The sequence below is a fragment of the Bacillus sp. JJ634 genome, assembly GCF_036962285.1.
GTDB classification, from domain to species: Bacteria; Bacillota; Bacilli; order Bacillales; family DSM-1321; genus Peribacillus; species Peribacillus asahii_A.
Genome location: NZ_JBALMU010000024.1, coordinates 88,613 through 114,953 on the forward strand (window position 1 = coordinate 88,613; position 26,341 = coordinate 114,953).

Genomic DNA, 26,341 nt, shown 5'->3' on the forward strand with positions numbered 1-26,341 from the left:
GAGAAGATGTCTGTTGCAAGTCCGTTCTTTTTTCTATTTAGTTTGTTCATTGCGGCCTTCATTTTATTGTATTTCTTTCGCAAGCAATATGAACAGTTACCTGTTTCATCGAATATGCTTTGGGAGCAAGTGTTAAATGAACGGCAAGCATCACCATGGCTGCAAAAGCTTCAGCATAATCTCCTTTTTTGGCTGCAGTTGCTTATTCTGTTGCTCATTATGCTGGCGTTGACCCGTCCATATTGGTATGGAAAAGTGCCTGCAGGTGATCACTTCATTTTGGTTGTTGATACATCAGCGACGATGAGTGCAAAGGAAGGAGAGAAAACTCGATTTGCGACAGCAAAAGAGGATATCTTTAAATTGCTTGATGAGATAGATCAACAAGAGGTGACGATTATTAGCACCGGGCAAAAGCCAAAGATTATTGCGAATCATGAACAGGATCAGCGTGCGCTTCGAAAAGCGATTCAAGAGCTCGAACTTTCGTATGAGTATGATGCAATGGATCAAGCGCTTGAGCTTGCCGAATCGTTAGTGACAACGAAGGATTCGGTTGTGCATTTGTTTTCAGACCATGTGGTCGAAGAGGATGTTGCTTCTTTTTCAGAGGATCAGTCGGTGTTTGTGCATAATTATAATAGTCAACATGATAATCTTTCGTTGCTTTCGTTTGGTACGGCACCAGAGGGAGAGAAAGTATCGGCTGTGGCTGTGATTGCGAATGAAACAGATGCCAATGAACAAGTAGATTTTCAAGTGATGAGTGGTGAAACGCTTCTTTTTTCCAAAAAAGTGCATGTAGCAGCGAATCAGGAAGCGGTTGTTAATATGCCAACATTACCAGCACATCCATATTATCAAGCTGTAATCCGTGCACCTGATGATTATGAAGCGGATAATGAATTAACCGCTATTTCAACGACATCCTATGATAAGGTGTATGCCGTTGGTGATGTGAATCCTTTTTATCTAGCAGGATTACAAACGCTTGGTCTTGAAGTGATTCAAGTCGATGATGTTGCTAAAATTGGTCGTGATGGCATGGTCATTGCAGAAGGAGTGAGTCTTACGCAGCTAGGCGAGTATCCGCTTCTTTTTATTCAAAGTGAAGCGAAGAAGAAACAGAGAGTAACTGAAACATTAACAGTAGCGGATGATCCATTATTTACGCATGTTGATAGCAAAAAGGTGTATATCGCTTCTGCCTTTCGTCCACTTAATCAGGAATGGCAGACGATTTTGGCAAGTGGAGACCAGCCATTGATTCAAAAAGGAACCCATCATGGGTATCCGATTATTACGCTCAATTTTGCACTAAGTGACACAGATTGGCCGCTGCAACCTGGGTTTCCGCTCTTTTTATATAACAGTTATCAATGGTTGACACAGCAAACGAATTTTCTCGGATATTATCAGCCAGGAGAAGAAAAGTGGTTGAACTTAGGGAATAAACAAATGGATTTAAGTATTTTTACAGAGGACGGAGACAATTTATACACAATTAATCTTGCCGAAGAAAGTTTTATTGCTCCAGTTAAACCAGGGGTATACGAAGGTATAACCGACGAACAGTCGTATTATTTCTCTGTGTTATTGGATGAACGGGAAAAAAGCTTAGAAGCGGCTCCTTCCTTTGCAATGAATCCAAAAGAAGCTCAGTCAAGAGAGACGACAGAGAATATTCAGGATCATTTGTGGTTTTGGCTGGCTTGTATCGCATTACTCTTATTGATGGCAGAGTGGGAGGTGTACCGTCGTGGGTATTGAACTAACGTATCCTTATTTGCTGTTGTTACTCCTTCCATGTGTGTTTCTTATGTATTCTTTTTGGAAAAACAGCCGTTCTACAATGAACCGTAGTGAAAAAGTAATTATAATAACGCTTCGTTCACTCATCTTTTTTCTTCTTATTTTTGCTTTAACGATTCCGCAGCTATTACTGCCGGTAAAAGGGACGACGGTCGTCTTTTTAGCAGATCAATCAGCGAGTGTAGGTAATAAGGAAGAAGATATTCTTGCCTGGATTGAGGCGAGTGTTGATAAGAAAGCAGCTGATGATGCATTTGCTGTTGCTTCGTTTGGGGGCAACGTGGCAGCTGAGCAAGCGGTAACGAAGAAAGAGGCTGTCATTTCACAGTTTAGTAGTGAAGTAGATGAAACCGAGACATCCATTGAATCTGGTATTCGCTTTGCTTCCTCTTTTATTTCGAATGATGAAAACGGACGAATTGTGTTATTTTCAGATGGAAATGAAACGATGGGGCATGCCGCAGAAACAGTGAAACTGCTCCATAATAAAGGGATTGAACTGGATGTTGTGCCGATTCAAGTACCAGTCAAAAAAGATGTTTCTTTAACGGATTTATCCATTTCTCCTTCTCTGTACCAAGGAGAGAAGGCAGATATTTCGGTATCGATAACAAGCGATATTGCTCAAGAGGCAACGATCCGCATTTCGTTAAACGATAAAGAGATCATCAAAAAATCTGTTGCTGTCAAGGAAGGGAATAACGTATTTGGCTTTTCGCATATTGTAACGGAAACAGGCATGCATGTGTATAAAGCAGAACTTGCAGCGAAAGAAGATGCTTATGCTGAAAATAACACGCTGCATGCGATTACAAATGTTAAAGGTACGCCAAAAGTGTTGATTGTTGAAGAAAACCGAAGTTCGTTATCGAGCATTTTATCAGGGAATGGCTTTGATGTAGAAACGATTGTACCAGAAAAATTGCCGACAACGTTATCGGGGTTTTTACAGTATCAAAGTGTGGTGTTTAACAACGTATCAGCCACGTCTATTTCGCAAAACCAAATGCAATTAATTGAGCAATCTGTGAAGGAATTCGGCAACGGTTTTGTGATGACAGGAGGCGAAAATAGCTTTGGACTTGGCGGGTATTTTAAAACCCCCATTGAAAAGCTGCTCCCGGTCGATATGGATGTGAAAGGAAAAAAAGAAATGCCATCATTAGGCTTAGTGATTGTTATGGACCGTTCAGGCAGTATGAGCGGGAATAAATTATCTCTTGCGAAAGAAGCAGCTGCCAGGTCTGTGGAGTTATTAGAAGAAGGCGACACGTTTGGTTTTATCGCCTTTGATGATCGACCGTGGCAAATTGTTGAAACAGAGCCGTTAAAGAATAAGGAAGCGGCGATGGACCAAATTCGTTCCGTTGCATCTGGGGGCGGCACTGAAATTTATCGTTCATTGGAGCTTGCTTATGAGCAGCTGAAGGATAAGAAACTGCAGAGAAAGCATATTATTTTATTAACGGATGGTCAGTCACCTGGAAATGATTATGAAGCGTTGATTGAAGAAGGAAAAGAACAAAATATTACGTTATCCACTGTGTCAATTGGAAATGATGCCGATAAGCTGCTTCTAGAAGAGTTAGCTCAATGGGGAGCTGGCCGTTATTACGACGTCGTCGATTCTTCCGTCATTCCAAGTATTCTCTCACGTGAAACGGTGATGGCGACGAAGACGTATATTGAAGACAATCCGTTTTATCCAACGATACAACAGGGAACTGGTTGGAACAGTCTTTTTGCAGATGGAGTGCCACAAATGAATGCCTACATTGCAACAACAGCGAAAGAACGGGCAAAAGAGCCTCTTATTAGCGGTAAAGAGGACCCCGTGCTTGCCGAGTGGCAATATGGCATGGGAACGACGATTGCGTTTACTTCTGATGTAACGGGAAAATGGTCTGGTGATTGGCCGCGTTGGAACCAATGGGGGAACTTTTTAAATCAGATGATTACGACAACATTGCCGAAGTATGAGAGTGAGCCATACACGGTTACGATGGATCATAGCGGTGATGAGACCGTATTATCTATTCAAGCGGCAACGAATAATATACACCCGTTATCTGCAAGTATTGTGTCTGAAAAAGGCGACCGGATTGACAGTCATCCGAAATTAGTTGCACCAGGGAAGTACGAAATGACGGTTCCAAATCAATCCGGCTTATACTTTTTAAGTGTACAGCAGGATCATGAAACGGGGGCTTCAAACCTTTATCAAACAGGTTTTACGATTCCGTATTCAAAAGAGTATGCACAGCAAGGATTGAATCAACGATATATAGATGAACTGCTTGCGACGTCTGGTGGGCAAGAATTGAAAAAAGAGGTATCGGCATTTCGAGATCTTAAAGAGATGTCCCAGCACAAACAGAGTATAAGTGCATGGTTATTGTGTGCAGCCTTTTTGCTGTTCTTTGTCGAAATTGTCATTCGCCGTTTTGGCTGGCAAAGGTTGTGTTCTTTCTTTACGAGGAAAAAGCAAGCTATTGAACGTTCCAAAGCTGAAACGACTGTGAAGCGTTTGAAACAGGTGAAACAAACGGTTGAAAGAGCTCCTAATAAATCAACGCAAGTAGAGGAACAGAAGCAAGCAACCGGAAAATCACAGCTAAAGCAAATGGATAAAAAGCTGTCTCTGTCAGAACGTGAAGAGCGAATGAAACGCCTGTTAGAGGCGAAGCGACGTAAACATTAGAAAGTGGTAAGGATTATTGCTTGACATTACTGCAGCCAATAGGTAAACTATAAACTTGTAAAGGGTTTTCACTTAACAGCAGGGAGTGACTAACATGCTTGAAAAAACAACGCGTATTAATTATTTGTATGATTTTTATCAATCGTTGTTAACCGAAAAGCAACAGAGCTACATGTCCCTCTACTATCTAGATGATTACTCTCTTGGGGAAATTGCTGAAGAATATGAAGTCAGTAGGCAAGCAGTATATGACAATATAAAAAGAACAGAAGCGATGCTTGAAGAATATGAAGCAAAGCTTTTGTTATTTCAAAAATTTCAACAGCGTAATAAGTGGATTGCTGAGTTTAAGGCTCTGATTGAGCACGAATCTGTGACAAAAGAGGAGCTGGCTCAGGCCATTGCAGCGCTTGAGAAGTTAGATTAGGAGGCGGCAATAATGGCATTTGAAGGATTGGCCGACCGACTGCAAAGCACGATGCAAAAAATTCGCGGCAAAGGGAAAGTAAACGAGGCGGATGTTAAGGAAATGATGCGCGAAGTGCGCTTAGCTCTTCTTGAAGCCGATGTTAACTTTAAAGTTGTTAAGGATTTTATTAAGCGAGTGAGTGAACGTGCGGTAGGTCAGGAAGTGCTAAAGAGCTTAACCCCCGGTCAACAGGTTATTAAAGTAGTTAAAGAAGAATTGACAGAGCTTATGGGCGGTGAACAAAGCAAGATTGCTGTTGCAACAAAACCCCCAACTGTCATTATGATGGTAGGTCTTCAAGGGGCAGGTAAAACGACGACAACCGGGAAGCTTGCTAATCTTCTTCGCAAAAAATATAACCGACAACCATTGCTTGTTGCGGCGGATATTTATCGTCCAGCAGCGATTAAGCAGCTTCAAACACTAGGTAAGCAATTAGATATGCCTGTTTTCTCATTAGGCGATCAAGTAAGCCCAGTGGAGATTGCGAAGCAGGCTATTGCTAAGGCAAAGGAAGAACATCATGATTATGTGCTACTTGATACAGCAGGTCGTCTCCATGTTGATGAAAAGTTAATGGACGAACTGAAGGATATTAAAGAGCTCACAAAGCCTGATGAAATTTTCCTTGTTGTTGATGCCATGACAGGGCAAGATGCTGTAAATGTGGCGCAAAGCTTCAATGAACAGCTCGGTTTAACTGGCGTTGTATTAACGAAGCTCGATGGTGATACACGAGGCGGAGCTGCGCTTTCCATTCGTTCTGTAACGAATACACCGATTAAGTTTGTCGGGATGGGCGAGAAAATGGATGCGCTTGAAACGTTTCACCCAGAAAGAATGGCTTCAAGAATTCTCGGCATGGGCGATGTGTTAACGTTAATTGAAAAAGCACAAGCAAATGTGGATGAAGAGAAGGCGAAAGAATTAGAGAAGAAGATGCGGACAGCTACTTTTACCTTTGATGATTTCCTTGATCAACTTGGCCAGGTACGCAATATGGGTCCTCTTGATGATTTATTGAAAATGATTCCAGGGGCCAATAAAATTAAAGGATTGGATAATGTTCAAGTGGACGATAAGCAAATTGGCCATGTCGAAGCAATTATCCGTTCTATGACAAAGCAAGAAAAAGAACAACCTGAAATCATTAATGCTTCACGTCGTAAACGAATTGCTAAAGGAAGCGGAAGATCCATTCAAGAAGTCAACCGTCTTCTAAAACAATTTGAAGATATGAAGAAAATGATGAAACAAATGACAAATATGCAAAAAGGGAAGAAAAAAGGATTTAAATTCCCATTTATGTAATGGTTTTTAGATAGAGAAAATGGGCGCAGCGCTCTATATTACAATGTTTTTTCTATCTGTTAAGAAAAAAACCTTTACAAACATACAAGGTGTTTGGTAACATATTATCTTGTGTGAAACTACTCGGAGGTGTTTATTTAAAATGGCAGTAAAAATTCGTTTAAAACGTATGGGAGCTAAAAAATCTCCTTTCTATCGTATCGTAGCAGCTGATTCTCGTTCACCACGTGATGGACGTTACATCGAAGTAATTGGAACATACAATCCAGTTGCAGAACCAGCTAAAGTAGAAATCAACGAAGAGTTAGCTCTTAAATGGTTACAAGACGGTGCTAAACCATCTGATACAGTTCGTAACCTTTTCTCTAACGAAGGCATCATGGAAAAATTCCATAATGCAAAATTCAGCAAGTAATCAACTAAGTTGATGAAAACTCTAATTGAAACGATTGTCTCAGCGCTTGTTGATCATCCTGATGCGGTTGTTGTAACGGTGAAGGAAGAGGCTGATCGAATCGTCTATGTTCTTTCGGTTCATAAGGAAGACATGGGCAAAGTGATTGGCAAGCAAGGGCGTGTTGCGAAAGCGATTCGGACTGTAGTTTATGCAGCAGGATCCTCACAGCAAAAGAAAATCTATTTGGAGATTTCCGAATAAGGAGGGCTAATACCCCTCCTTTTTTTGTACGATCATTTATTTTGCGATATACTTAACTATAGAATGAAATTTGATAATATTTGGAAGGATAAACGATTATAGTGTTAATGCTGCGACCACGAGATACATATATTCTTTTATACATATCGTTGCTTAAGTATAAAAAAATCCTACATATTATAGGGGGGGCTGGAATGAAAATTCTTCAAAATGTTATCGTTACGCAAGTGTTGACAGAATCCAGCAAGAATGAGCTCCTTGATGCGTACAAATCGAAGCGCTTGCAGTTGCAAAAAGAAAGTGAGCAACTCCGTTTTGAATTGAAAAAACTAGAGAAAACGCGTCATACGCAACCAGCAACTCTTAAGTCACATTTTGAGAAAGAGATTAACAATCGCTTGGAGAAAATTAAATTGGTGGAATTTCAAATGGAGCAATTAGAAATTCTGCCGATTGGGAGCGAGTTAAAAGAACGCGAGGTTCAAAGTCTGGTTGAGGTTCAAGTTGGAGCGAATTGGGAAGAACTAACTAAAACAAAAACAATCGTCATTAAAGATGGCATTGTTTCAGAAATTCGGTAGAGGTGACAGCATGGAAAGATGGTTTAACGTTGGAAAGATTGTCAATACGCATGGTATACGAGGTGAAGTTCGGGTTATTTCGAAAACGGATTTTGCAGACGAGCGTTATAAAGTCGGCAATACTCTTTACTTATTTAGGGAGAAGCATAAGGATCCGTTAGAACTGACGATTGCTTCACATCGCACACATAAAAATTTTAATTTACTAACATTTGAGGGCTATCATAATGTAAATGATGTCGAGCCGTTTCGCGATGGAATTTTAAAGATTAATGAGTCTCAGTTAACGGATTTAGATGAAGGGGAATTTTACTTTCATGAAATTATCGGTTGTACCGTATATACCGATACCGGAGAAGAAGTCGGTGCCATTCGTGAAATTTTAACACCGGGTGCAAACGATGTTTGGGTTGTAAAAGGTCCTAAAGGGAAAGATGTATTAATCCCTTATATCGATCACATTGTGAAAGAGGTCGATATTACAAATAAAAAGGTCATTATTACACCGATGGAAGGATTATTAGACTGATGAAGATTGATGTGCTCTCTCTTTTTCCGGAAATGTTTGAAGGTGTTTTAGGATCATCGATTTTAAAAAAGGCGGCGGAGAAACAAGCAGCCAGCTATCGAGTCATTAATTTTCGCGACTATGCTGACAATAAGCATCATACGGTGGACGATTATCCATACGGTGGCGGTGCAGGGATGGTCTTGAAGCCCCAGCCTATATTTGATGCAGTGGAGGCTCTTCAAGGAGAGGCGACGGTGAAGCCGCATGTCATTCTGCTTTGCCCGCAAGGTGAACGATATACACAAAAGAAAGCGGAAGAGCTAGCCCGTGAGCAGCATCTTATTTTCGTCTGTGGACATTATGAAGGCTATGATGAACGAATTAGAGAGCATGTTGTGACAGATGAAATCTCGCTTGGGGATTATGTGCTGACAGGCGGTGAGCTAGGGGCCATGGTTATTATTGATAGCGTAGTCCGTCTTTTACCTGGTGTATTAGGCAATGAAGCCTCGCCTGTGCTTGATTCCTATTCATCGGGACTTCTTGAACATCCACATTATACAAGGCCGGCCGATTTTCGCGGTATGAAGGTTCCGGATGCATTATTATCAGGTAATCATAAAAAAATTGAAGAATGGAGAATGAAAGAATCATTGCGTCGCACTTGGATGCGCCGCCCGGATTTACTTGATTCTTATTCTCTTTCGGAAGTTGAAAAAAAATTATTAGCTGAGATTCAGAAAGAACAATGAATCTATTGTATTCCAGCTTATCATATGTTACAATACATTTTGTGACTTGGGCAATATGTCCAGTCTTATAACGATGTTCCGCTGTAGACATGCTAGGTTTGCAAGAGCATCCATGAGGAGATGAAATCAATGCAAAAACTTATTCAAGAAATTACACAAGAACAAATTCGCACTGATCTTCCTGCGTTCCGTCCTGGTGACACAGTACGTGTACACGTTAAAGTTGTTGAGGGAACTCGCGAACGTATTCAGTTATTTGAAGGTGTTGTAATCAAACGTCGTGGTGGCGGAGTGAGCGAAACTTTCACAGTTCGTAAAATTTCTTACGGTGTTGGAGTTGAACGTACATTCCCTGTTCACACACCAAAAATTGCGAAATTAGAAGTAGTACGTTACGGTAAAGTACGTCGTGCAAAACTTTACTACTTACGTGAACTTCGTGGTAAAAAAGCACGTATTAAAGAAATTCGTCGCTAATTTATCGATTTCAGTAAGATTGTACGCACTGCCGTTTTCAAAAGGCTATAACTTATATAGCATTATACAAAAAAGGAGCTTGATTATCAGGCTCCTTTTTTGTATAAGTGTTTATATATTGATTAGTGCCTAATGTATATTCATGTCTCTAGTCACTAGCATTAGTGAACATCGCTGGGCTAAAGAAGAATGTGTTAATAAAAACAGATTCTTGGGTAACAGGAGTTACTCGCTATCAGATGAGTAAGATGGTAAAATGATGAATGGATGAACATGCTTGATTTAAAGAGGATGGTGACCATGGCTAAAGGGAAAAATGAACTAGTAGAGTGGATAAAAGCGATTATTGTCGCTGTTATTATCGCAACGGTCATTCGCCAATTCTTTTTTGCTCCGGTTGTTGTGGATGGTTACTCGATGATGCCGACTTTGAAGGATACAGATCGAGTCATTGCGAATAAATTTTCTTATGTAATAGGCAAACCGAAGCGCTTCGATATTATTGTGTTTGAGGCACCAGAAGGCAAGGATTATATTAAACGTGTAATTGGACTGCCAGGTGACAAAGTTGAGTATGATCATGATACGCTCTACATTAACGGCAAACCGTATCAAGAGCCTTATTTAGATAAATATAAAGCAAAGTTAGTAGATGGCGGCCCTCTAACAGAATCTTTTACATTAAAGGATATTAAAGAAATTAATCAAGAAACGGTACCAGAAGGTTATTTATTCGTTATGGGCGATAATCGTCGTTTAAGCAAGGATAGCCGTCATATAGGTGTCATCTCGTATGATAAAATACTAGGTAAGACAAATACGGTGTATTGGCCTATAAAAGATATAAGGAAAGTCGAATAGATTGTTGAAACATTAGAAACAGGAAGGTTGATTTTTAGTGACAATACAGTGGTTCCCTGGTCATATGGCCAAAGCAAGACGGGAAGTAACGGAAAAGTTAAAATTAATTGATATTATATTTGAATTGGTAGATGCGAGAATTCCAGCATCTTCAAGAAATCCGATGATTGATGAGATTATTCAACATAAGCCAAGAATTATTTTATTGAATAAGGCAGATATGGCTGATCCAGTGAAAACAAAGCAGTGGCTCCAGTACTTTAAAGCACAAGGAAAAACAGCTATTGCGATTAACTCGCAAGCGGGTAATGGCTTGAATCAGATTACAGCAGCTGCTAAAGAGCTGTTAAAGGAAAAGCATGAGCGGATGAGAGCGAAAGGTATTAAGCAGCCACGAGCAATTCGGGCGATGATTGTCGGTATTCCAAACGCTGGGAAATCGACGCTGATCAATCGATTAGCGAAGAAAAATATTGCTAAAACGGGGAATACACCAGGTGTGACGAAAGCGCAGCAATGGATTAAAGTAGGCAAGGAAATGGAGCTGCTCGATACACCGGGAATTCTTTGGCCGAAATTTGAGGACCAAGAGGTAGGCTTGAAGCTAGCATTAACAGGAGCTATTAAAGATACTATTTTAAATTTACATGAGGTATCGCTCTATGGCCTTCGCTTTTTAGAAAGAGAATATCCAGAGCGGCTGCAATCGCGCTATAACTTAGATCAGATTCCAGAAGAAACCGTGGAGCTTTTCGATGCAGTTGGTCAATTCCGCGGCTGTTTAGCTGGCGGTGGTCTTGTTGATTATGATAAGACGGCTGAATTAGTTGTTCGAGAGATTCGTTCCGAAAAATTAGGGCCTCTTACATTTGAAGTACCTGGTGAAGAACGAGAAGATATAGAAGAATAATTAATGGATACGGAGCCGGATGTTTTCGCTCCGTATTTTTGTGCAATAAGACAGCATGCAATTTTTGATAAGTGTTGGTGTCTAATTTTATACCTGCCCCCCTTAGTTAATAGCTATTCAAATTTAATATCTATCAATCAAGGGCCGGTGGCGTTTTTTCTAATTAGATGCTATAGAATGACAGTGGGATAGCCGATAATGAATATAACAGGTGAGAATATGGACACACGTATGAGTATTAAAGAAATAGCATTGAAATTACAAGAGATTACGAATCCGAATGATGATTTTTTCATTCAATGTCAGCATGATGAGCGCAAAGGTGTTATCAATTTAGTGAAGAAATGGGAGCGTTCGTTTGAAAAAGAGCAGCAATTAAAGCAGCATTTTATCACTATGTCTCAATATGAACGAGAGTTGCGAAAGCAAGGGGTTGCGCTTATTGCTGGAATTGACGAGGTAGGGAGAGGTCCGCTTGCAGGTCCTGTTGTGGCGAGCGCGGTTATGTTGCCAGAGACGTTTTATTTGCCGGGACTCAATGATTCTAAAAAAATACCCGAAATAAAGCGTGAATTGTTTTATGAAACGATTATGCAAGAAGCGATTGCGGTCGGAATAGGCATTGTTGATAGTGAAGAAATTGATGCGATTAATATTTATCAAGCAACGAAGAAAGCGATGATTACCGCGATTTCTGAATTACGTGAGCAACCGAATCATCTTTTAATTGATGCAATGGAGCTTGAAGTGGACATTCCGCAATATTCCATTGTTAAAGGAGATGCTAAAAGTATTTCTATTTCTGCAGCATCGATTATTGCAAAAGTGACACGGGATCGCATGATGAAGGAATATGCAAAGCAATATCCCGAATATGGTTTTGAACATAATATGGGATACGGGACAAGTGTACATTTAGAGGCGCTATCTCGATACGGACTGACACCATGGCATAGAAAAAGCTTTTCGCCTATTAAAGAAATGATTCATCGTGGGTAATTGTATGGAAGGAGATGGAAAGTGTGCAATTTGTAACGATGGGGGCCAAAGTCCATACATCTACAAATGAAGATTCCGGTCTCGCATTTAAAGCTGGACAAATCTTTTTCGGGAAAGTAAATAAAATTTACCCGAATCAAATAGCCGAAGTGCGAATTGGCAATCAAAAACTGATCGCTACTTTAGAAGCTCCTTTGCAAGCAGGAGAACGCTATTGGCTGCAAGTTCAATCTAATGAGAGGAAGCCTGTGTTAAAGGTATTAGATACACCGCATGCCGCACAGACGATGAATATGAAAGCAGCCGCTCAACAATTGATTGCGCACCTTGGGATAACTGCGAATGCGGAGGCAGCAGAACTTGCTGAGTTTCTTATGAGAAATCAGTTTCCCATTACTAAAGATTCGTTCCAAACGGCCCTGCAATGGCTGAAATTAATAGACCCTTCTCAATCTGGCTTAGCGACGATTAAAACGATGTATGTTCAACAATTGCCTTTTGTTGAGGATGTTTTTAAAGCTCTATTAGCCCAGTCTAAAGGAGAATCTCTACATAATATGCTTGGCGATTTGCTTGGCAAGCTCACCTCAGCATCTACTGGCACAGCGACAACGCATCAATTAAAAGAAGTACTAGAGTCGCTTGTTATATCGAAACAAGGACATCTACAAGAAACAGGCTTATTGAAGCTTGTAAGTCAATGGGCAAGTCCAGATGCAGCTCCTGACCTTAAAGCAGGAGCATTTAGTTTACTTCAGAAAGTTGGTTTGATTTCTCCTTCGTTTTCGGAAGCAGAATTTTTAACGAAACTAGTTACAGATTCGCAAATAAGCGGTGTCCCTCAGGCTAAAACAGAGCTTGCTATGAAGTGGCAGCAAGGGATGCAGCTGCTTGCTGATTATAAAACAGCGCTACAAAATGGAGATCATCGTACTGTACATCTTCAAAATGTGACAAACTGGTTGGCTGAGCAACAAGGCGTGCCGAAAGCTCCATTAACAAACTTGGTACAAGGACAACAGCTAGCGACAACGAGTGTAAGCTCAGCCGATTTTGCTCAGCAGCCTGCCAATTCAGCTGCGCCTTTAAAGATAAATCCTCAGCAAACTGATTTACCAAAGTTGACGATGGACGTAGTGGAAATGCTAGTTACTGAAAGTGAGAGCAAATCTGTTCTAACATCATTTTTAAATTTGTTGAATCCAAATCGTTCACAGGTAAATGGTGCGAAGGAGGCTTTAGCGAACCAATTGTTATCATTTTCACAAAATCCCTCTGAGAGCTCGGTATTACCACATGAAAGAGCAGTTTTACAAGTACTAGCATCAGAGTTCCAAATGACAGATTTGACGACAGGAACAGCCGTATATTCTCACTTGAAGGACATCGTCAAAATATTAGGGCTACAATTCGAACATGTACTGGCGCATGCACAAAATGCGAATCCGACTGCTTTAGAAGAAGAGCTTGTGACGTTAAAGCCGCTGCTGCTTAAGTTGCTTCAGGAACAGCAGCATCCAGCTGTTATTAAAGAGCTGGCGGAACAGATTGTGAATCATTTAACCGCTCAGCAAATTATGTCACAAGAAAATGGGCCGCTTCAAAATGTTTTGCTGACGTTACCATTAAATATAGGGAAATATGAAACCGATGTTACTTTACAATGGAGCGGCCGTCGAACACAAGAAGGTGGCATTGATCCAAATTATTGTAGAATTTTATTTTACTTAGATCTTGAACAATTAAAGGAAACGGTTATTGATATGCAAGTTCAAAATCGAGTGATTAAAGTCGCTGTCATGAATGAACAAAGTGAGACATTAGAAAACATGGCAAGTCCTTATATCGGTCTCTTACGAAGCAGTCTTGAACAATTAAATTATAAATTATCTGGTGTATTATTTGAAAATACGCTTATGAAACATGGGAAGGAAAAAAGGAACCAGTCGACTTCGTATCCAGTGGCTGGTTCCTACAATGGAGTGGATGTTCGAATATGATAGAGGATAAACGAGCAGAAGCTATTGCTTTGAAGTACGATTCTGAAAAAGACCCGGCTCCCAAAGTATTGGCTAAAGGAAAAGGGAAGGTAGCAGAGAACATTTTAGAAAAGGCAAAAGAGCTAAATATTCCTGTCCAAAAGGATCCGTCACTAGCTGAGCTTCTAGGGAAATTGGATATTAATGAAACCATACCAGATGAATTGTACCGCGCGGTGGCTGAGGTATTTGCCTTTATTTATAAAATGGATCGAGATGCAGAATCGCGTAACAGATAAAACTATTTTAATATAATTATGATTTAGTAAAAACATAGCTTAGGCTATGTTTTTTTCTTTATTTTAGTTAATTATCTGGTCCAAATAAGAGAATATAGTAGACAATATTTTTAACATTTTATACAATAAATTGGAAGTATATGATAAAAGTGCTGTTAAATTCCTCATTTTACAAGGGAAATACATTAGCCTATTTATATACTGATATAGAAGCTGTGCGGGAAGAATTTTTTGGAGAATATTTTCTCGAAATAAGGGGGATGGGAACATGAATATCCATGAGTATCAAGGCAAAGAGATTTTAAAGCAATACGGGGTATCTGTGCCGAATGGCCGAGTTGCGTATACGGTTGAGGAAGCGGTTGATGCAGCAAAAGAACTAGGGACAGATGTCGTTGTTGTCAAGGCTCAAATCCATGCCGGGGGACGTGGAAAAGCCGGTGGCGTGAAGGTAGCAAAAGATCTTAAAGAAGTGCGTACATATGCCGAAGAGCTTCTTGGGAAAACACTTGTAACGCATCAAACTGGACCATCTGGCAAAGAAGTAAAACGATTGCTTATTGAAGAGGGGTGCGATATCCGAAAGGAATATTATATCGGTTTTGTTTTGGATCGTGACTCCGATTGTATCGTACTAATGGCTTCTGAAGAAGGGGGCACAGACATCGAGGAAGTAGCAGAAAAGAATCCAGAGAAGATTTTTAAAGAATATATCGATCCAGTTGTTGGATTAGTACCTTATCAGGCACGAAAGATTGCTTTTCAAATAAATATACCAGATCAAGTGATTAATAAAGCTGTAGCCTTCATGCTTGGATTATATAGAGTGTTTATTGAAAAAGACTGTTCAATTGTAGAAATTAATCCGTTAGTTGTAACGGGAGATGATCAGGTATTAGCTTTAGATGCCAAGTTTAATTTTGATGACAATGCTTTATATCGTCAAAAAGGGGTTGTGGCTTATCGGGATTTAGATGAAGAAGATGCAAAAGAAATTGAAGCCTCTAAATATCAGTTAAGTTACATTTCATTAGAAGGAAATATCGGTTGCATGGTCAATGGTGCAGGACTTGCGATGGCAACGATGGACATTATTAAACATTATAATGGTGATCCGGCTAACTTCCTTGATGTAGGGGGCGGTGCGACGGAAGAAAAGGTAAAAGAAGCATTCAAAATTATTTTATCAGATAGTCAGGTTAGAGGAATTTTCGTTAATATTTTTGGAGGAATTATGAAGTGTGACATTATTGCTGCGGGAGTAGTAGCAGCAGCGAAGGAATTGGGTCTCGATGTGCCGCTTGTTGTTCGTTTAGAAGGTACAAATGTTGAATTAGGTAAACAAATTTTACGAGAATCCGGCTTGAATATTACAGCAGCAGAGTCGATGGCAGATGGTGCGCAAAAAATTGTCTCATTAGTTGGTTAATGAATGGAGGAGGGAATGTTATGGCGATTTTTGTTAATAAAGACACAAAGGTTATTGTTCAAGGGATTACAGGCTCAACAGCCGCGTTTCATACGAGTCAGATGCTTGATTATGGTACAAAAATTGTAGCAGGTGTAACACCGGGGAAAGGCGGCACAGAAATCGAAGGGGTTCCTGTTTATAATACAGTTGCAGAAGCTGTGCGCAAAACGAATGCAACCGCTTCTGTTATCTATGTTCCAGCCCCGTTTGCGGCAGATGCGATCCTAGAAGCAGTTGATGCTGAGCTAGACTTAGTAATTTGTATAACTGAGCATATTCCGGTGTTAGATATGGTAAAAGTAAAACGATATTTACAAGGCAAAAAGACGAGATTAATAGGACCGAACTGTCCAGGTGTCATTACAGCGGATGAATGTAAAATTGGCATTATGCCGGGCTATATTCATACAAAAGGGCATATAGGCGTTGTCTCTCGCTCAGGTACATTAACCTATGAAGCCGTGCATCAATTAACGAATGCAGGCATTGGACAAAGTACGGCTGTTGGGATTGGCGGTGACCCGGTCAATGGTACAGATTTTATTGATGTATTAAAGGCCTTCAATGAAGATCCGGATACACATGCTGTTATTATGATTGGTGAAATCGGCGGAACAGCGGAAGAGGAAGCGGCACGCTGGGTAAAGGCTAATATGAAGAAGCCTGTTGTTGGCTTTATCGGCGGTCGTACTGCACCTCCGGGAAAACGCATGGGGCATGCAGGTGCGATTATTGCTGGTGGAAAAGGGACGGCGGATGAAAAAATTCGTGTAATGAATGAATGCGGGATTCGAGTGGCAGCTACACCGTCTGTCATTGGAGAAACTTTAATTTCCGTTTTAAAAGAGAATGATCTTTATGAAGCTAGTAAAGTGCGTTAAATAATTAGGAAAACCGCCTTTGGCTTATTTTAAGTCAGAGGCGTTGTTGTATTATCGTAAGTGTACTAGAAAGTCAACTTGGCAAAGTACTGCATGCTTTTGCCGTCGACTTTTCTTCAAAAAATCCCCCGTAAGGAGTGTCCTCATTTGAATCCAAAAGACAAGCTTATCCATCTTCATCATTGTCGCGGCGCTGGTTGGAAAACGATTCAAGCTATTGTTCAAGTCGATCCATTACTATCTTCTCTTTTTACAAAGTCATATGCTGAATGGAAGGATATTGTGCCGCTGCCTTCAAATAAGCTGCAAATGTTCTTTCGCGATTTACATTCGCTTTCTATTATGGAGAAACTAAGGAGATACGAAGAGTGCCATATTCAGTGTTTAACGATGTTTGACGAAGAATATCCTTATTTGCTTCAACAAATCTTTGACCCCCCTTGGGTGCTTTATATGAAAGGGAGAAAAGAATTATTAAAGGAACAGAATACATTAGCTATCGTCGGGACGAGAACGCCGACAGTATACGGCCTAGAGGCATTAAAGACTATTCTTCCCAAGTTAGTTGAGAAGAACTTTACTATTATTAGTGGAGTCGCTGCAGGCATTGATGCTGCTGCTCATATGGTTACCCTTAATGAAGGAGGAAAAACCATCGGTGTTTTAGGAGGCGGGCTGCTGCACATTTATCCGAAAAGGAATGTACAATTGGCAGAGACAATGATGAAACAAGGTCTCTTGTTGTCAGAAATACCTCCGATGAGACGGGCAGAACCATGGATGTTTCCCGTGCGCAATCGAATTATTAGCGGTTTATCAAGAGGAGTGCTTGTTATAGAGGCAAGAAAAAGAAGTGGTACACTTATTACAGCACAGGCTGCTCTTGAGCAAGGAAGAGATGTCTATGCCTTGCCTGGGAATATTTTAAGTCCTCAGTCTATGGGTACTAATCAATTAATTCAGGATGGAGCCAAGCTTGTGCTAGCCGCTTCAGATATTGAGGAAGAGTATGTGAATCTTTTTTAAACGACTTTGTTAAACAATATGGTGGTTCATAATATTTTGTAACCCGGCCTTTTATATAGGGGAATTTTAGGGAGAATGTGCAAAAGTAATACAATTTATACAGGGAATTTTTATAAAAAGGGTTGAAATTTTTGTAAAATTGTTATAAATTTTGCAAAACCCCTTTTTGTCTAGATAGAGGTTAACAATGGAAAGAGATATTGACAAATGAATTTTGAATGATTAATAATAGTGAAGATTTATATTACCTCTTTGAGGAGGACTTGTTGAATGTCAGATTACTTAGTGATAGTAGAATCGCCGGCGAAGGCGAAGACGATAGAGCGTTACTTAGGAAAAAAATATAAAGTTAAAGCTTCAATGGGACATGTTCGCGATTTACCTAAAAGTCAAATGGGGGTAGATGTTGAGCAGGACTATGAGCCTAAATATATAACAATTCGAGGAAAAGGTCCTGTATTAAAGGAATTAAAGACCGCTGCTAAAAAAGCAAAGAAAATTTACCTCGCAGCTGACCCCGATAGAGAAGGGGAGGCAATTGCTTGGCATTTAGCTCATAGTTTAAATGTAGATATTCATTCAGATTGCCGTGTGGTATTTAATGAAATTACAAAGGATGCCATTAAAGAATCGTTTAAATCACCTAGACCAATTAATATGAGTCTAGTCGATGCTCAACAAGCGAGACGCGTTCTAGACCGCTTAGTGGGCTATAACATTAGCCCTTTGCTTTGGAAAAAAGTAAAAAAAGGACTAAGTGCAGGACGCGTTCAATCTGTGGCCGTTCGAATGATTATTGATCGCGAAAAAGAAATAAAAGATTTTGTTCCGGAAGAATATTGGAGCATTAGAGCGGATTTTGTTAAGGGAAAGGAACAATTCGAAGGTGCTTTTTTTAGCTTAAATGGTGAGCGAACGGAATTAAAAAGTGAAGAAGATGTAAAAAAAGTACTAGCTAACTTAGAGGGCAGTGAGTTTAAGATTGCAGGTGTAACCAAAAAAGAACGTAAGCGTAATCCGGCAGCGCCTTTCACAACGTCTTCTTTACAGCAAGAAGCGGCACGAAAATTAAATTTTCGTGCTAAAAAAACGATGATGCTTGCTCAACAATTATATGAAGGAATTGAGCTTGGTAAAGAAGGAACCGTTGGGTTAATTACTTATATGAGAACGGATTCTACCCGAATTTCGGATGTGGCTAAGCAAGAAGTGCATACATATATTGAAAGCACATACGGGCAAGAATATATGCAAGCAGAGCAGAGGAAAGAAAAGAAACAAACCAATGCACAAGATGCTCATGAAGCTGTGCGACCGACGAGTACATTACGTGAACCGAGTTCGGTAAAAGAATTTCTTTCTCGTGATCAATTCCGTTTATATAAATTGATTTGGGAGCGTTTTGTAGCTAGTCAGATGGCTGCAGCGGTTATGGATACGATGAGCGTTGATCTTCAAAATGGTCCCGTTTTATTCCGTGCTAATGGCTCGAAAATTAAATTTCCTGGTTTTATGAAAGTGTACGTGGAAGGAACGGATGATTCCGTTGAGGAGAAAAATAATTTACTGCCAGATGTAGTCGAAGGCGACATCTATTTTTCGAAGGATGTAGAGCCGAAGCAGCATTTTACGCAGCCGCCTCCACGCTATACAGAGGCAAGGCTTGTCCGTACATTAGAGGAACTTGGAATAGGTCGACCATCAACGTATGCGCCAACCCTTGATACGATTCAGAAACGAGGATACGTAACGCTCGATAACAAACGTTTTGTGCCAACGGAGCTTGGAGAAATTGTTTTAGAGCTTATTCGTGAGTTTTTCCCAGATATTTTAGATGTTGAATTTACAGCCAAAATGGAGCAGCAATTTGATGGTGTCGAAGAAGGCCAGATAGAATGGATTAAGGTAATTGATGAATTTTATCAAGACTTTGCCATTGATTTAGCAAAAGCTGAAGCTGAAATGGAGAAAATCGAAATCAAAGATGAACCAGCAGGCGAAGATTGCGAAGAATGTGGTCATGAGATGGTCTTTAAAATGGGACGTTATGGAAAGTTTATGGCTTGCAGCAATTTCCCGGACTGTCGCAATACGAAGCCAATCGTAAAGAAAATTGGTGTGAAGTGTCCGAAGTGTAAGGAAGGCGACATCATTGAACGAAAAAGTAAAAAACGTCGTCTCTTTTACGGTTGTGATACATATCCAAGCTGTGATTTTATTTCCTGGGATAAGCCATTACCAAGAAGCTGTCCAAAATGCGAAGGCATATTAGTGGAGAAGAAGTTGAAAAAAGGAATGCAAGTTCAATGTATAGAGTGTGATTACAAAGAAGAGCCACAAAGTTAAATGGTTAGAAAAGGTGAGCACAGGCTCACCTTTTCTTTGTGTAGGTCAGATAGATAAAAGTAAGTGGGGAAAGGGCAATCATGTAAGCTTGCGGACTTTTATTGTCTAAAAAAAGAGAGGTGTCTAATGAGTGTGTATTAGTTTGATAATGGAGAAGGCACTCGCTTTTTTAGGAAAATTATAGAGAGATTCTTTTGGTGGAGACTATGTGAATAAACTTGTTATTTCGTACGATTTTTGGCTTAAATGAATCAAAAACCAACAAGGTTATGTAACAGAGCATTGTTGGAGGAAATACGGTGATAGATCGAAAAACTTTTTTATTTAGCGAAGGTGATGTACAATGCAGTGGACAATTCCTTTTGTTTAACGATATAATGTTTAATTGCGGTCTAGGAATAAAAAAGGATGTCGCGCATCTAAGCACATAGAGGTCACTATTTCCCGTAAAATAATGAATGAAAATTTGTGAGTGAATATATGAGAAGGTAGATCAAAATCATAATTTTATTTGAACTATAAAATGAACATGACCTGTCTAGAAGAGAGACACTCACTGTGTTTTTAAAGGCAGGCTGTACTAAATCATAGTGTTAATCAAACGGTTTTTTGCGTCCAGTTTCCTCGTGTGTTGGGAGTTGACTAAGGCGCCTTGTGCTTTTCTTATCATATCTTTATATGGAGGTTCGTAAAATGAAAGAAGCAAAAGTTAATGTGATTGGAGCAGGTCTTGCAGGAAGTGAAGCTGCGTGGCAACTGGCTAATCGAGGAATTCAAGTTCGTTTGTATGAAATGCGTCCAGTGAAGCAAACACCAGCTCATCATACTGATAAGTTCGCAGAGCTTGTATGCTCTAACTCTTTGCGTGGCAACGCGTTAACGAATGCGGTAGGCGTTTTGAAAGAAGAAATGCGCATGCTCAATTCAGTTATTATCGCAGCAGCCGATGCGTGTGCAGTTCCTGCTGGCGGAGCTCTTGCAGTAGATCGACATGAGTTTGCAGCACGTGTGACAGATTTAGTGAAGAATCATCCTAATGTAACCGTTGTAAATGAAGAGGTAACAACGATCCCTGAAGGCCCAACGGTCATTGCGACGGGACCTCTTACAAGCCAAGCATTATCGAATAGTTTGAAGGAGATTATGGAAGAAGAGTATTTATATTTTTATGATGCTGCTGCACCAATCGTTGAAAAAGATAGCATTGATATGAATAAAGTGTACTTAAAATCCCGTTATGATAAAGGAGAAGCGGCTTACTTAAACTGTCCGATGACGGAAGAGGAATTTGATCGTTTCCATGAAGCGTTAATCACAGCGGAAACTGTTCCATTAAAAGAGTTTGAGAAAGAAATCTTCTTTGAAGGATGTATGCCAATTGAAGTAATGGCGGCACGCGGGAGGAAGACTATGCTGTTTGGGCCGATGAAACCAGTTGGACTAGAAGATCCGAAAACAGGTAAAAGACCTTTTGCTGTTGTTCAATTACGCCAAGATGATGCAGCAGGTACGTTATATAACTTAGTAGGCTTTCAAACACATTTGAAATGGGGGCCACAGAAGGAAGTACTTCGATTAATTCCAGGTCTTGAAAATGTGGAAATTGTTCGATACGGGGTTATGCATCGCAATACGTTTATTAATTCACCAAAAGTATTGAAATCAACGTATCAATTTAAAAATCGTGATGATCTTTTCTTTGCAGGTCAAATGACGGGTGTAGAAGGTTATGTGGAATCGGCTGCTTCAGGATTAGTTGCAGGAATGAATGCGGCTCGAATGATGATGGGTCAAGAGCCAATTGTATTCCCACAAGAAACAGCGATTGGAAGTATGGCTCACTATATTACGTCAACAAATGCAAAAACATTCCAACCGATGAATGCTAATTTTGGATTATTCCCAGACCTTGGTGTTAGAATTAAGTCGAAGAAAGAACGATATGAAATGCATGCTAATCGCGCTTTACAAACAATTCAGAACTTTATGAAAAGTTTGTGAAATATTTGCTTGCAGTCAGTAAGTGTGATACGATTTAGTAGCCTTTGAGAGGTGTATGTATGGTGGATACGAAAAAAGCGTTACAATTGTTTATAGAATATTTACAAATTGAGAAGAACTGTTCACCTTATACAATTGATAATTACAAACGAGATCTTGGCGAATTTTTTTTGTTCTTAGAGACACAGAACATTCAGCAATTAGCTTTGGTTGAATATTTTGATGCTCGTCTATTTTTAACAACTTTATATGAACGAGATTTATCTAAACGGACAGTTGCAAGGAAAATATCTTGCTTACGAACCTTTTATAAATTTTTAGTGCGAGAAGGGATGGTGGGGGAAAATCCATTTTCCCTCTTAGCTCTACCTAAAAAAGAACACAAGCTGCCTCGTTTTCTTTATGAGGAAGAGATCAATCAGCTGTTTTCTGCTTTAAATAAAGACACACCGATGGGCTTGCGGGATGCTGCTTTATTAGAGGTCCTTTATGCAACAGGGACTCGAATTAGTGAGTGCTGCAACATTCAATTACAAGATATTGACTTCTCTCTTGAAACAATTCTAGTGCATGGGAAAGGGAGGAAAGATCGATACGTACCATTTGGTCAATGTGCTAAAGAGGCTCTACAGACTTACATAAATATGGCACGTACCGAGACGATGTCTTCTTACCGAACATCTCATTCCTATTTGTTTATTAATTATCGTGGAGAGCCATTAACTGTTAGAGGAGCTCATTATGTGTTAAATGAATGCATTAAAAAAGCTGCGGCAAATGGGAAGCTGCATCCTCATATGTTAAGGCATTCGTTTGCCACGCATTTATTAAATAATGGAGCGGATTTAAGAACGGTTCAAGAGCTTTTAGGGCATTCAAAAATTTCATCTACTCAAATTTATACGCATGTAACAAAAGAGCAGCTTAGAAAAGTATATAATTCAACACATCCAAGGGCTTAATACGCTTTTCGAAAGGGGTATTCTTATGACAACCATTTTTGCTGTTCATCATAATGGACAATGTGCGATGTCTGGCGACGGTCAAGTAACATTAGGAAACTCAGTCGTGATGAAGCATACAGCGAGAAAAGTGAGAAAGATTTTTAACGGTAATGTGCTGGCGGGCTTTGCTGGATCTGTAGCGGATGCTTTTACTTTATTTGAAATGTTTGAGGCGAAGCTTGAAGAATATAATGGTAATCTTCAGCGTGCGGCTGTCGAAATGGCAAAGCAATGGCGCAGTGATAATATTTTGCGCAAGCTTGAAGCGATGCTAGTCGTAATGGATCGGAAACATTTGTTACTTGTCTCGGGTACAGGGGAAGTGATTGAGCCAGATGATGGAATTTTAGCGATTGGTTCTGGCGGTAATTATGCTCTGGCTGCAGGGCGAGCTTTAAAGCGGTTTTCCGCTGAGCAGTTATCGGCGAGAGACATTGCAGAGTCTGCATTAAACATTGCAGCTGAAATCTGTGTGTTTACGAATTCAAATATTATTGTAGAAGAGCTGTAAAGGAGGAGCGCAAAAATGGCAAAGAAAGCTGCTTTAACACCGAGACAAATTGTTGAGAAATTAGATCAATATATTGTAGGTCAAAAAGAGGCAAAGCGTGCTGTAGCTGTTGCCCTTCGCAATCGTTATCGTAGAAGTCTTTTATCTGATCAGTTACGTGATGAAGTCGTTCCGAAAAATATTTTAATGATTGGACCGACTGGTGTTGGGAAAACGGAAATTGCTCGCCGAATGGCGAAGCTTGTTGGGGCTCCTTTTATTAAAATTGAGGCTACAAAATTTACAGAAGTCGGTTATGTCGGCCGTGATGTGGAGTCAATGGTTCGAGATTTAGTGGAGACATCCGTCCGTCTTGTGAAAGAAGAAAAGATGGTGAGTGTCAAAGAACGAGCGGAAGAACAAGCCAATCGCCGTTTAATTGAATTGCTCGTTCCATCAACAAAAAAGCAGAACAATTTTAAAAATCCATTAGAAGCATTGTTTGGTGGAAGCCATGTGCAAGAAGAAACGGTTGAATCACATTCTGAGGATGTAAGCTTGCAGCAAAAGCGCAAACTGATTGCGGACCGCTTAGCCAAGGGTGAACTAGAAAACGAAATTATTACGGTAGAGGTTGAAGAACAACAAGCATCGATGTTTGATTTATTACAAGGTTCGGGCATGGAACAGATGGGCATGAATATGCAAGATGTTCTAGGCGGACTAATGCCGAAGAAGAAGAAAAAGCGTAAGCTGAAGGTAAGTGAGGCGCGTGGTGTTTTAGTGAATGAAGAAGCGGCGAAGCTTATCGATATGGACGAAGTGACACAAGATGCTGTGATGCGAGCGGAGCAAACCGGAATTATTTTTATTGATGAAATTGATAAAATTGCAAGCAAACAATCCGGTTCGTCTTCAGCTGATGTTTCTCGTGAAGGGGTTCAACGGGATATTTTACCGATTGTAGAAGGGTCAACCGTTGTAACAAAATATGGATCTGTTAAGACAGATCATGTGTTATTTATTGCAGCTGGGGCGTTTCATATGGCGAAACCCTCTGATTTGATTCCGGAATTACAAGGGAGATTTCCAATTCGTGTTGAGTTACAGAAACTAACAGTTGATGATTTTGTACGGATTTTACATGAGCCAGATAATGCTTTATTAAAACAGTATATAGCATTATTGGAAACAGAAGGTATACAAATTGAATTTTCTGACGATGCTATTGGTAAGATTGCGGAAGTAGCGTTTGAAGTCAATCAAAATACGGATAATATCGGGGCAAGACGTCTTCATACAATCATGGAACGTTTATTAGAAGATTTGTCGTTTGAAGCACCGGAGATTACCCTTGAGAAGATTACAATAACACCGCAATATGTGGAAGAGAAGTTAGGCTCTATTGCGCGTAATAAAGACTTAAGTCAATTTATTTTATAATTAATGATTGAGATAGATAGGCACTATTGGGAGGAACAATAAAGATGAACTTATTAGGTAAAACAAGAAAAATTAATGCAATGCTCCAAAAAGCAGCCGGTAAACCTGTGAATTTTAAAGAAATGGCCGACAGTTTAAGTGAAGTGATTGACGCGAATGTATTCGTTGTAAGTCGTCGAGGAAAATTATTAGGTATTTCTATTAGTCAAAAAATTGAAAATGAACGCTTAATAAAAATGTATGAAGAGAGACAATTCCCCGAACAATATACGAAGAGTTTATTTAATATACAAGAAACTTCTTCTAATTTGACTATGGATAGTGAGTATACAGTTTTCCCGATTGAAAATAAAGATCTCTTCGCTAATGGATTAACAACGATTGTACCGATTATCGGTGGTGGTGAGCGTTTAGGTACATTAGTTCTGGCTCGTTTAGAAGAAAAATTTGAAGATGATGATTTAATTTTAGCGGAATATGGTGCAACGGTAGTAGGAATGGAAATCTTGCGTGAAAAAGCAGAAGAAATTGAAGAAGAGGCTCGCAGTAAAGCGGTTGTACAAATGGCAATCTCTTCACTATCTTATAGTGAATTAGAAGCAATTGAGCATATTTTTGAAGAATTAAAAGGGAATGAAGGGCTGTTAGTAGCATCTAAAATTGCTGACCGTGTCGGCATTACACGTTCCGTTATTGTAAATGCTCTTCGTAAGTTAGAAAGCGCTGGGGTTATTGAATCTCGCTCTTTAGGTATGAAGGGGACATATATTAAAGTATTGAATGATAAATTTTTACTTGAATTAGAGAAATTAAAAAATAGTTAATAGAAGAACAGCAAGAGAATAGGGTCTTGTAATGTCCTAAGTAAGGATATTACAAGGCTCTTTTTTTTGATGTTAAACCAATCTAGTGGGTATTTTTTCTCCGAAAGCGATGACCTCGAGATGCTAAGCGGGTTATAGCTACAGAAGATTATTTATATCCCCTGTCTATATTCCTTATTGCCTCATAAGTTTGAGGTCGGAGTCATGATTTTTTTTTACGTGTTAGGTAAAAAGCTATAATGGAGAACAGTTTGTTACATTAGTGTGACGTTTTTGGGGAAAATAGAGGAGAAAGTCACATAAGTGTGATTTTTATCATTTTAATTATATTGTTATAACTACTACAATAGTAGAAATGCTTTATATAGTACGCGGGATATGTAAGATTGAGCCGAACGGTGGATGGTCATGGTAAATGTAGAAATTTGTCGATTTTTATCGAAAATAGGTATATATTTCTAGTTGGTATAGGTATCAATGTTTAAAAAGTATGAAAAATCTTAATAATTTTTGATTCCAATATACGGTATAATCG

The 26,341-nt window shown here is 39.7% G+C and carries 24 protein-coding genes; all 24 read left to right on the top strand.

Translation table 11 applies throughout. The annotated features are described in order from the left end of the window. Positions 1 to 6: 6 nt before the first annotated feature. Entirely contained in the window at positions 7 to 1,770 is a 1,764-nt protein-coding gene (locus tag V7068_RS04525) for a vWA domain-containing protein (RefSeq protein WP_499711282.1), read from the top strand. Continuing rightward, the gene (locus V7068_RS04530; protein WP_499711283.1) at positions 1,760 to 4,513 is read left to right on the top strand and encodes a VWA domain-containing protein; all 2,754 of its coding nucleotides are present in this window, start codon (positions 1,760 to 1,762) and stop codon (positions 4,511 to 4,513) included. The genes V7068_RS04525 and V7068_RS04530 overlap by 11 nt, the downstream gene beginning before the upstream one ends. A gap of 94 nt (positions 4,514 to 4,607) precedes the next feature. Continuing rightward, a complete protein-coding gene (locus V7068_RS04535) occupies positions 4,608 to 4,940 on the top strand; it encodes a putative DNA-binding protein (RefSeq protein ID WP_127759767.1) in 333 nt (110 codons plus the stop codon). 12 nt (positions 4,941 to 4,952) lie between these two features. Beyond that, positions 4,953 to 6,293, top strand: coding sequence for a signal recognition particle protein (gene ffh, locus V7068_RS04540; RefSeq protein WP_119116587.1), 1,341 nt, complete (start codon positions 4,953 to 4,955; stop codon positions 6,291 to 6,293). A 142-nt stretch (positions 6,294 to 6,435) separates the two neighbouring features. After that, positions 6,436 to 6,708 carry a 30S ribosomal protein S16 gene (gene rpsP / locus V7068_RS04545; protein WP_375348373.1) on the top strand — a complete coding sequence of 91 codons (273 nt, stop codon included), beginning with the start codon at positions 6,436 to 6,438 and terminating at the stop codon, positions 6,706 to 6,708. A gap of 12 nt (positions 6,709 to 6,720) precedes the next feature. Further along, positions 6,721 to 6,951 (top strand): KH domain-containing protein, encoded by a 231-nt coding sequence (locus V7068_RS04550; protein ID WP_119116682.1) that lies wholly within the window; start codon positions 6,721 to 6,723, stop codon positions 6,949 to 6,951. Positions 6,952 to 7,145: 194 nt separating this feature from the next. Next, positions 7,146 to 7,532: a YlqD family protein gene (locus tag V7068_RS04555; RefSeq protein ID WP_375348375.1), complete on the top strand. Its 387-nt coding sequence runs from the start codon at positions 7,146 to 7,148 to the stop codon at positions 7,530 to 7,532. Positions 7,533 to 7,542: 10 nt separating this feature from the next. Next, positions 7,543 to 8,061, top strand: a complete 519-nt coding sequence (rimM, locus tag V7068_RS04560) for a ribosome maturation factor RimM (RefSeq protein WP_499711284.1) — start codon at positions 7,543 to 7,545, stop codon at positions 8,059 to 8,061. Beyond that, positions 8,061 to 8,795, top strand: coding sequence for a tRNA (guanosine(37)-N1)-methyltransferase TrmD (trmD, locus tag V7068_RS04565; protein ID WP_499711285.1), 735 nt, complete (start codon positions 8,061 to 8,063; stop codon positions 8,793 to 8,795). Before rimM ends, trmD begins: the two co-directional genes overlap by 1 nt. 129 nt (positions 8,796 to 8,924) lie before the next feature. Next, positions 8,925 to 9,272 carry a 50S ribosomal protein L19 gene (rplS, locus tag V7068_RS04570; RefSeq protein ID WP_375348378.1) on the top strand — a complete coding sequence of 116 codons (348 nt, stop codon included), beginning with the start codon at positions 8,925 to 8,927 and terminating at the stop codon, positions 9,270 to 9,272. A gap of 300 nt (positions 9,273 to 9,572) precedes the next feature. Continuing rightward, complete coding sequence (gene lepB, locus V7068_RS04575) at positions 9,573 to 10,133, top strand: signal peptidase I (protein WP_252291395.1); 561 nt, start codon at positions 9,573 to 9,575, stop codon at positions 10,131 to 10,133. A gap of 37 nt (positions 10,134 to 10,170) precedes the next feature. Continuing rightward, complete coding sequence (ylqF, locus tag V7068_RS04580) at positions 10,171 to 11,043, top strand: ribosome biogenesis GTPase YlqF (protein ID WP_127759773.1); 873 nt, start codon at positions 10,171 to 10,173, stop codon at positions 11,041 to 11,043. Positions 11,044 to 11,241: 198 nt separating this feature from the next. Continuing rightward, positions 11,242 to 12,042 (top strand): ribonuclease HII, encoded by an 801-nt coding sequence (rnhB, locus tag V7068_RS04585; protein WP_499711287.1) that lies wholly within the window; start codon positions 11,242 to 11,244, stop codon positions 12,040 to 12,042. Between the two features lie 23 nt (positions 12,043 to 12,065). Then, a complete protein-coding gene (locus tag V7068_RS04590; RefSeq protein ID WP_499711288.1) occupies positions 12,066 to 14,042 on the top strand; it encodes a TP0910 N-terminal domain-containing protein in 1,977 nt (658 codons plus the stop codon). Next, positions 14,039 to 14,320 (top strand): EscU/YscU/HrcU family type III secretion system export apparatus switch protein, encoded by a 282-nt coding sequence (locus V7068_RS04595; RefSeq protein WP_252294252.1) that lies wholly within the window; start codon positions 14,039 to 14,041, stop codon positions 14,318 to 14,320. The genes V7068_RS04590 and V7068_RS04595 overlap by 4 nt, the downstream gene beginning before the upstream one ends. A 268-nt stretch (positions 14,321 to 14,588) precedes the next feature. Continuing rightward, positions 14,589 to 15,749: an ADP-forming succinate--CoA ligase subunit beta gene (gene sucC, locus V7068_RS04600; RefSeq protein WP_499711289.1), complete on the top strand. Its 1,161-nt coding sequence runs from the start codon at positions 14,589 to 14,591 to the stop codon at positions 15,747 to 15,749. Positions 15,750 to 15,769: 20 nt separating this feature from the next. Then, entirely contained in the window at positions 15,770 to 16,672 is a 903-nt protein-coding gene (gene sucD, locus V7068_RS04605) for a succinate--CoA ligase subunit alpha (RefSeq protein WP_127759777.1), read from the top strand. A 147-nt stretch (positions 16,673 to 16,819) separates the two neighbouring features. Then, entirely contained in the window at positions 16,820 to 17,698 is an 879-nt protein-coding gene (gene dprA / locus V7068_RS04610; RefSeq protein WP_499711290.1) for a DNA-processing protein DprA, read from the top strand. A 270-nt stretch (positions 17,699 to 17,968) separates the two neighbouring features. Next, entirely contained in the window at positions 17,969 to 20,044 is a 2,076-nt protein-coding gene (topA, locus tag V7068_RS04615) for a type I DNA topoisomerase (protein ID WP_499711291.1), read from the top strand. A 693-nt stretch (positions 20,045 to 20,737) separates the two neighbouring features. After that, the gene (trmFO, locus tag V7068_RS04620; protein ID WP_499711292.1) at positions 20,738 to 22,045 is read left to right on the top strand and encodes an FADH(2)-oxidizing methylenetetrahydrofolate--tRNA-(uracil(54)-C(5))-methyltransferase TrmFO; all 1,308 of its coding nucleotides are present in this window, start codon (positions 20,738 to 20,740) and stop codon (positions 22,043 to 22,045) included. A gap of 59 nt (positions 22,046 to 22,104) precedes the next feature. After that, entirely contained in the window at positions 22,105 to 23,007 is a 903-nt protein-coding gene (gene xerC, locus V7068_RS04625; RefSeq protein WP_252294261.1) for a tyrosine recombinase XerC, read from the top strand. Between the two features lie 25 nt (positions 23,008 to 23,032). Further along, entirely contained in the window at positions 23,033 to 23,560 is a 528-nt protein-coding gene (gene hslV / locus V7068_RS04630; protein WP_119116571.1) for an HslVU peptidase proteolytic subunit, read from the top strand. A 15-nt stretch (positions 23,561 to 23,575) separates the two neighbouring features. Beyond that, entirely contained in the window at positions 23,576 to 24,982 is a 1,407-nt protein-coding gene (gene hslU / locus V7068_RS04635; protein ID WP_499711294.1) for an ATP-dependent protease ATPase subunit HslU, read from the top strand. 44 nt (positions 24,983 to 25,026) lie between these two features. Further along, positions 25,027 to 25,806: a GTP-sensing pleiotropic transcriptional regulator CodY gene (codY, locus tag V7068_RS04640; RefSeq protein WP_499711295.1), complete on the top strand. Its 780-nt coding sequence runs from the start codon at positions 25,027 to 25,029 to the stop codon at positions 25,804 to 25,806. The last annotated feature ends 535 nt before the right edge of the window (positions 25,807 to 26,341 follow it).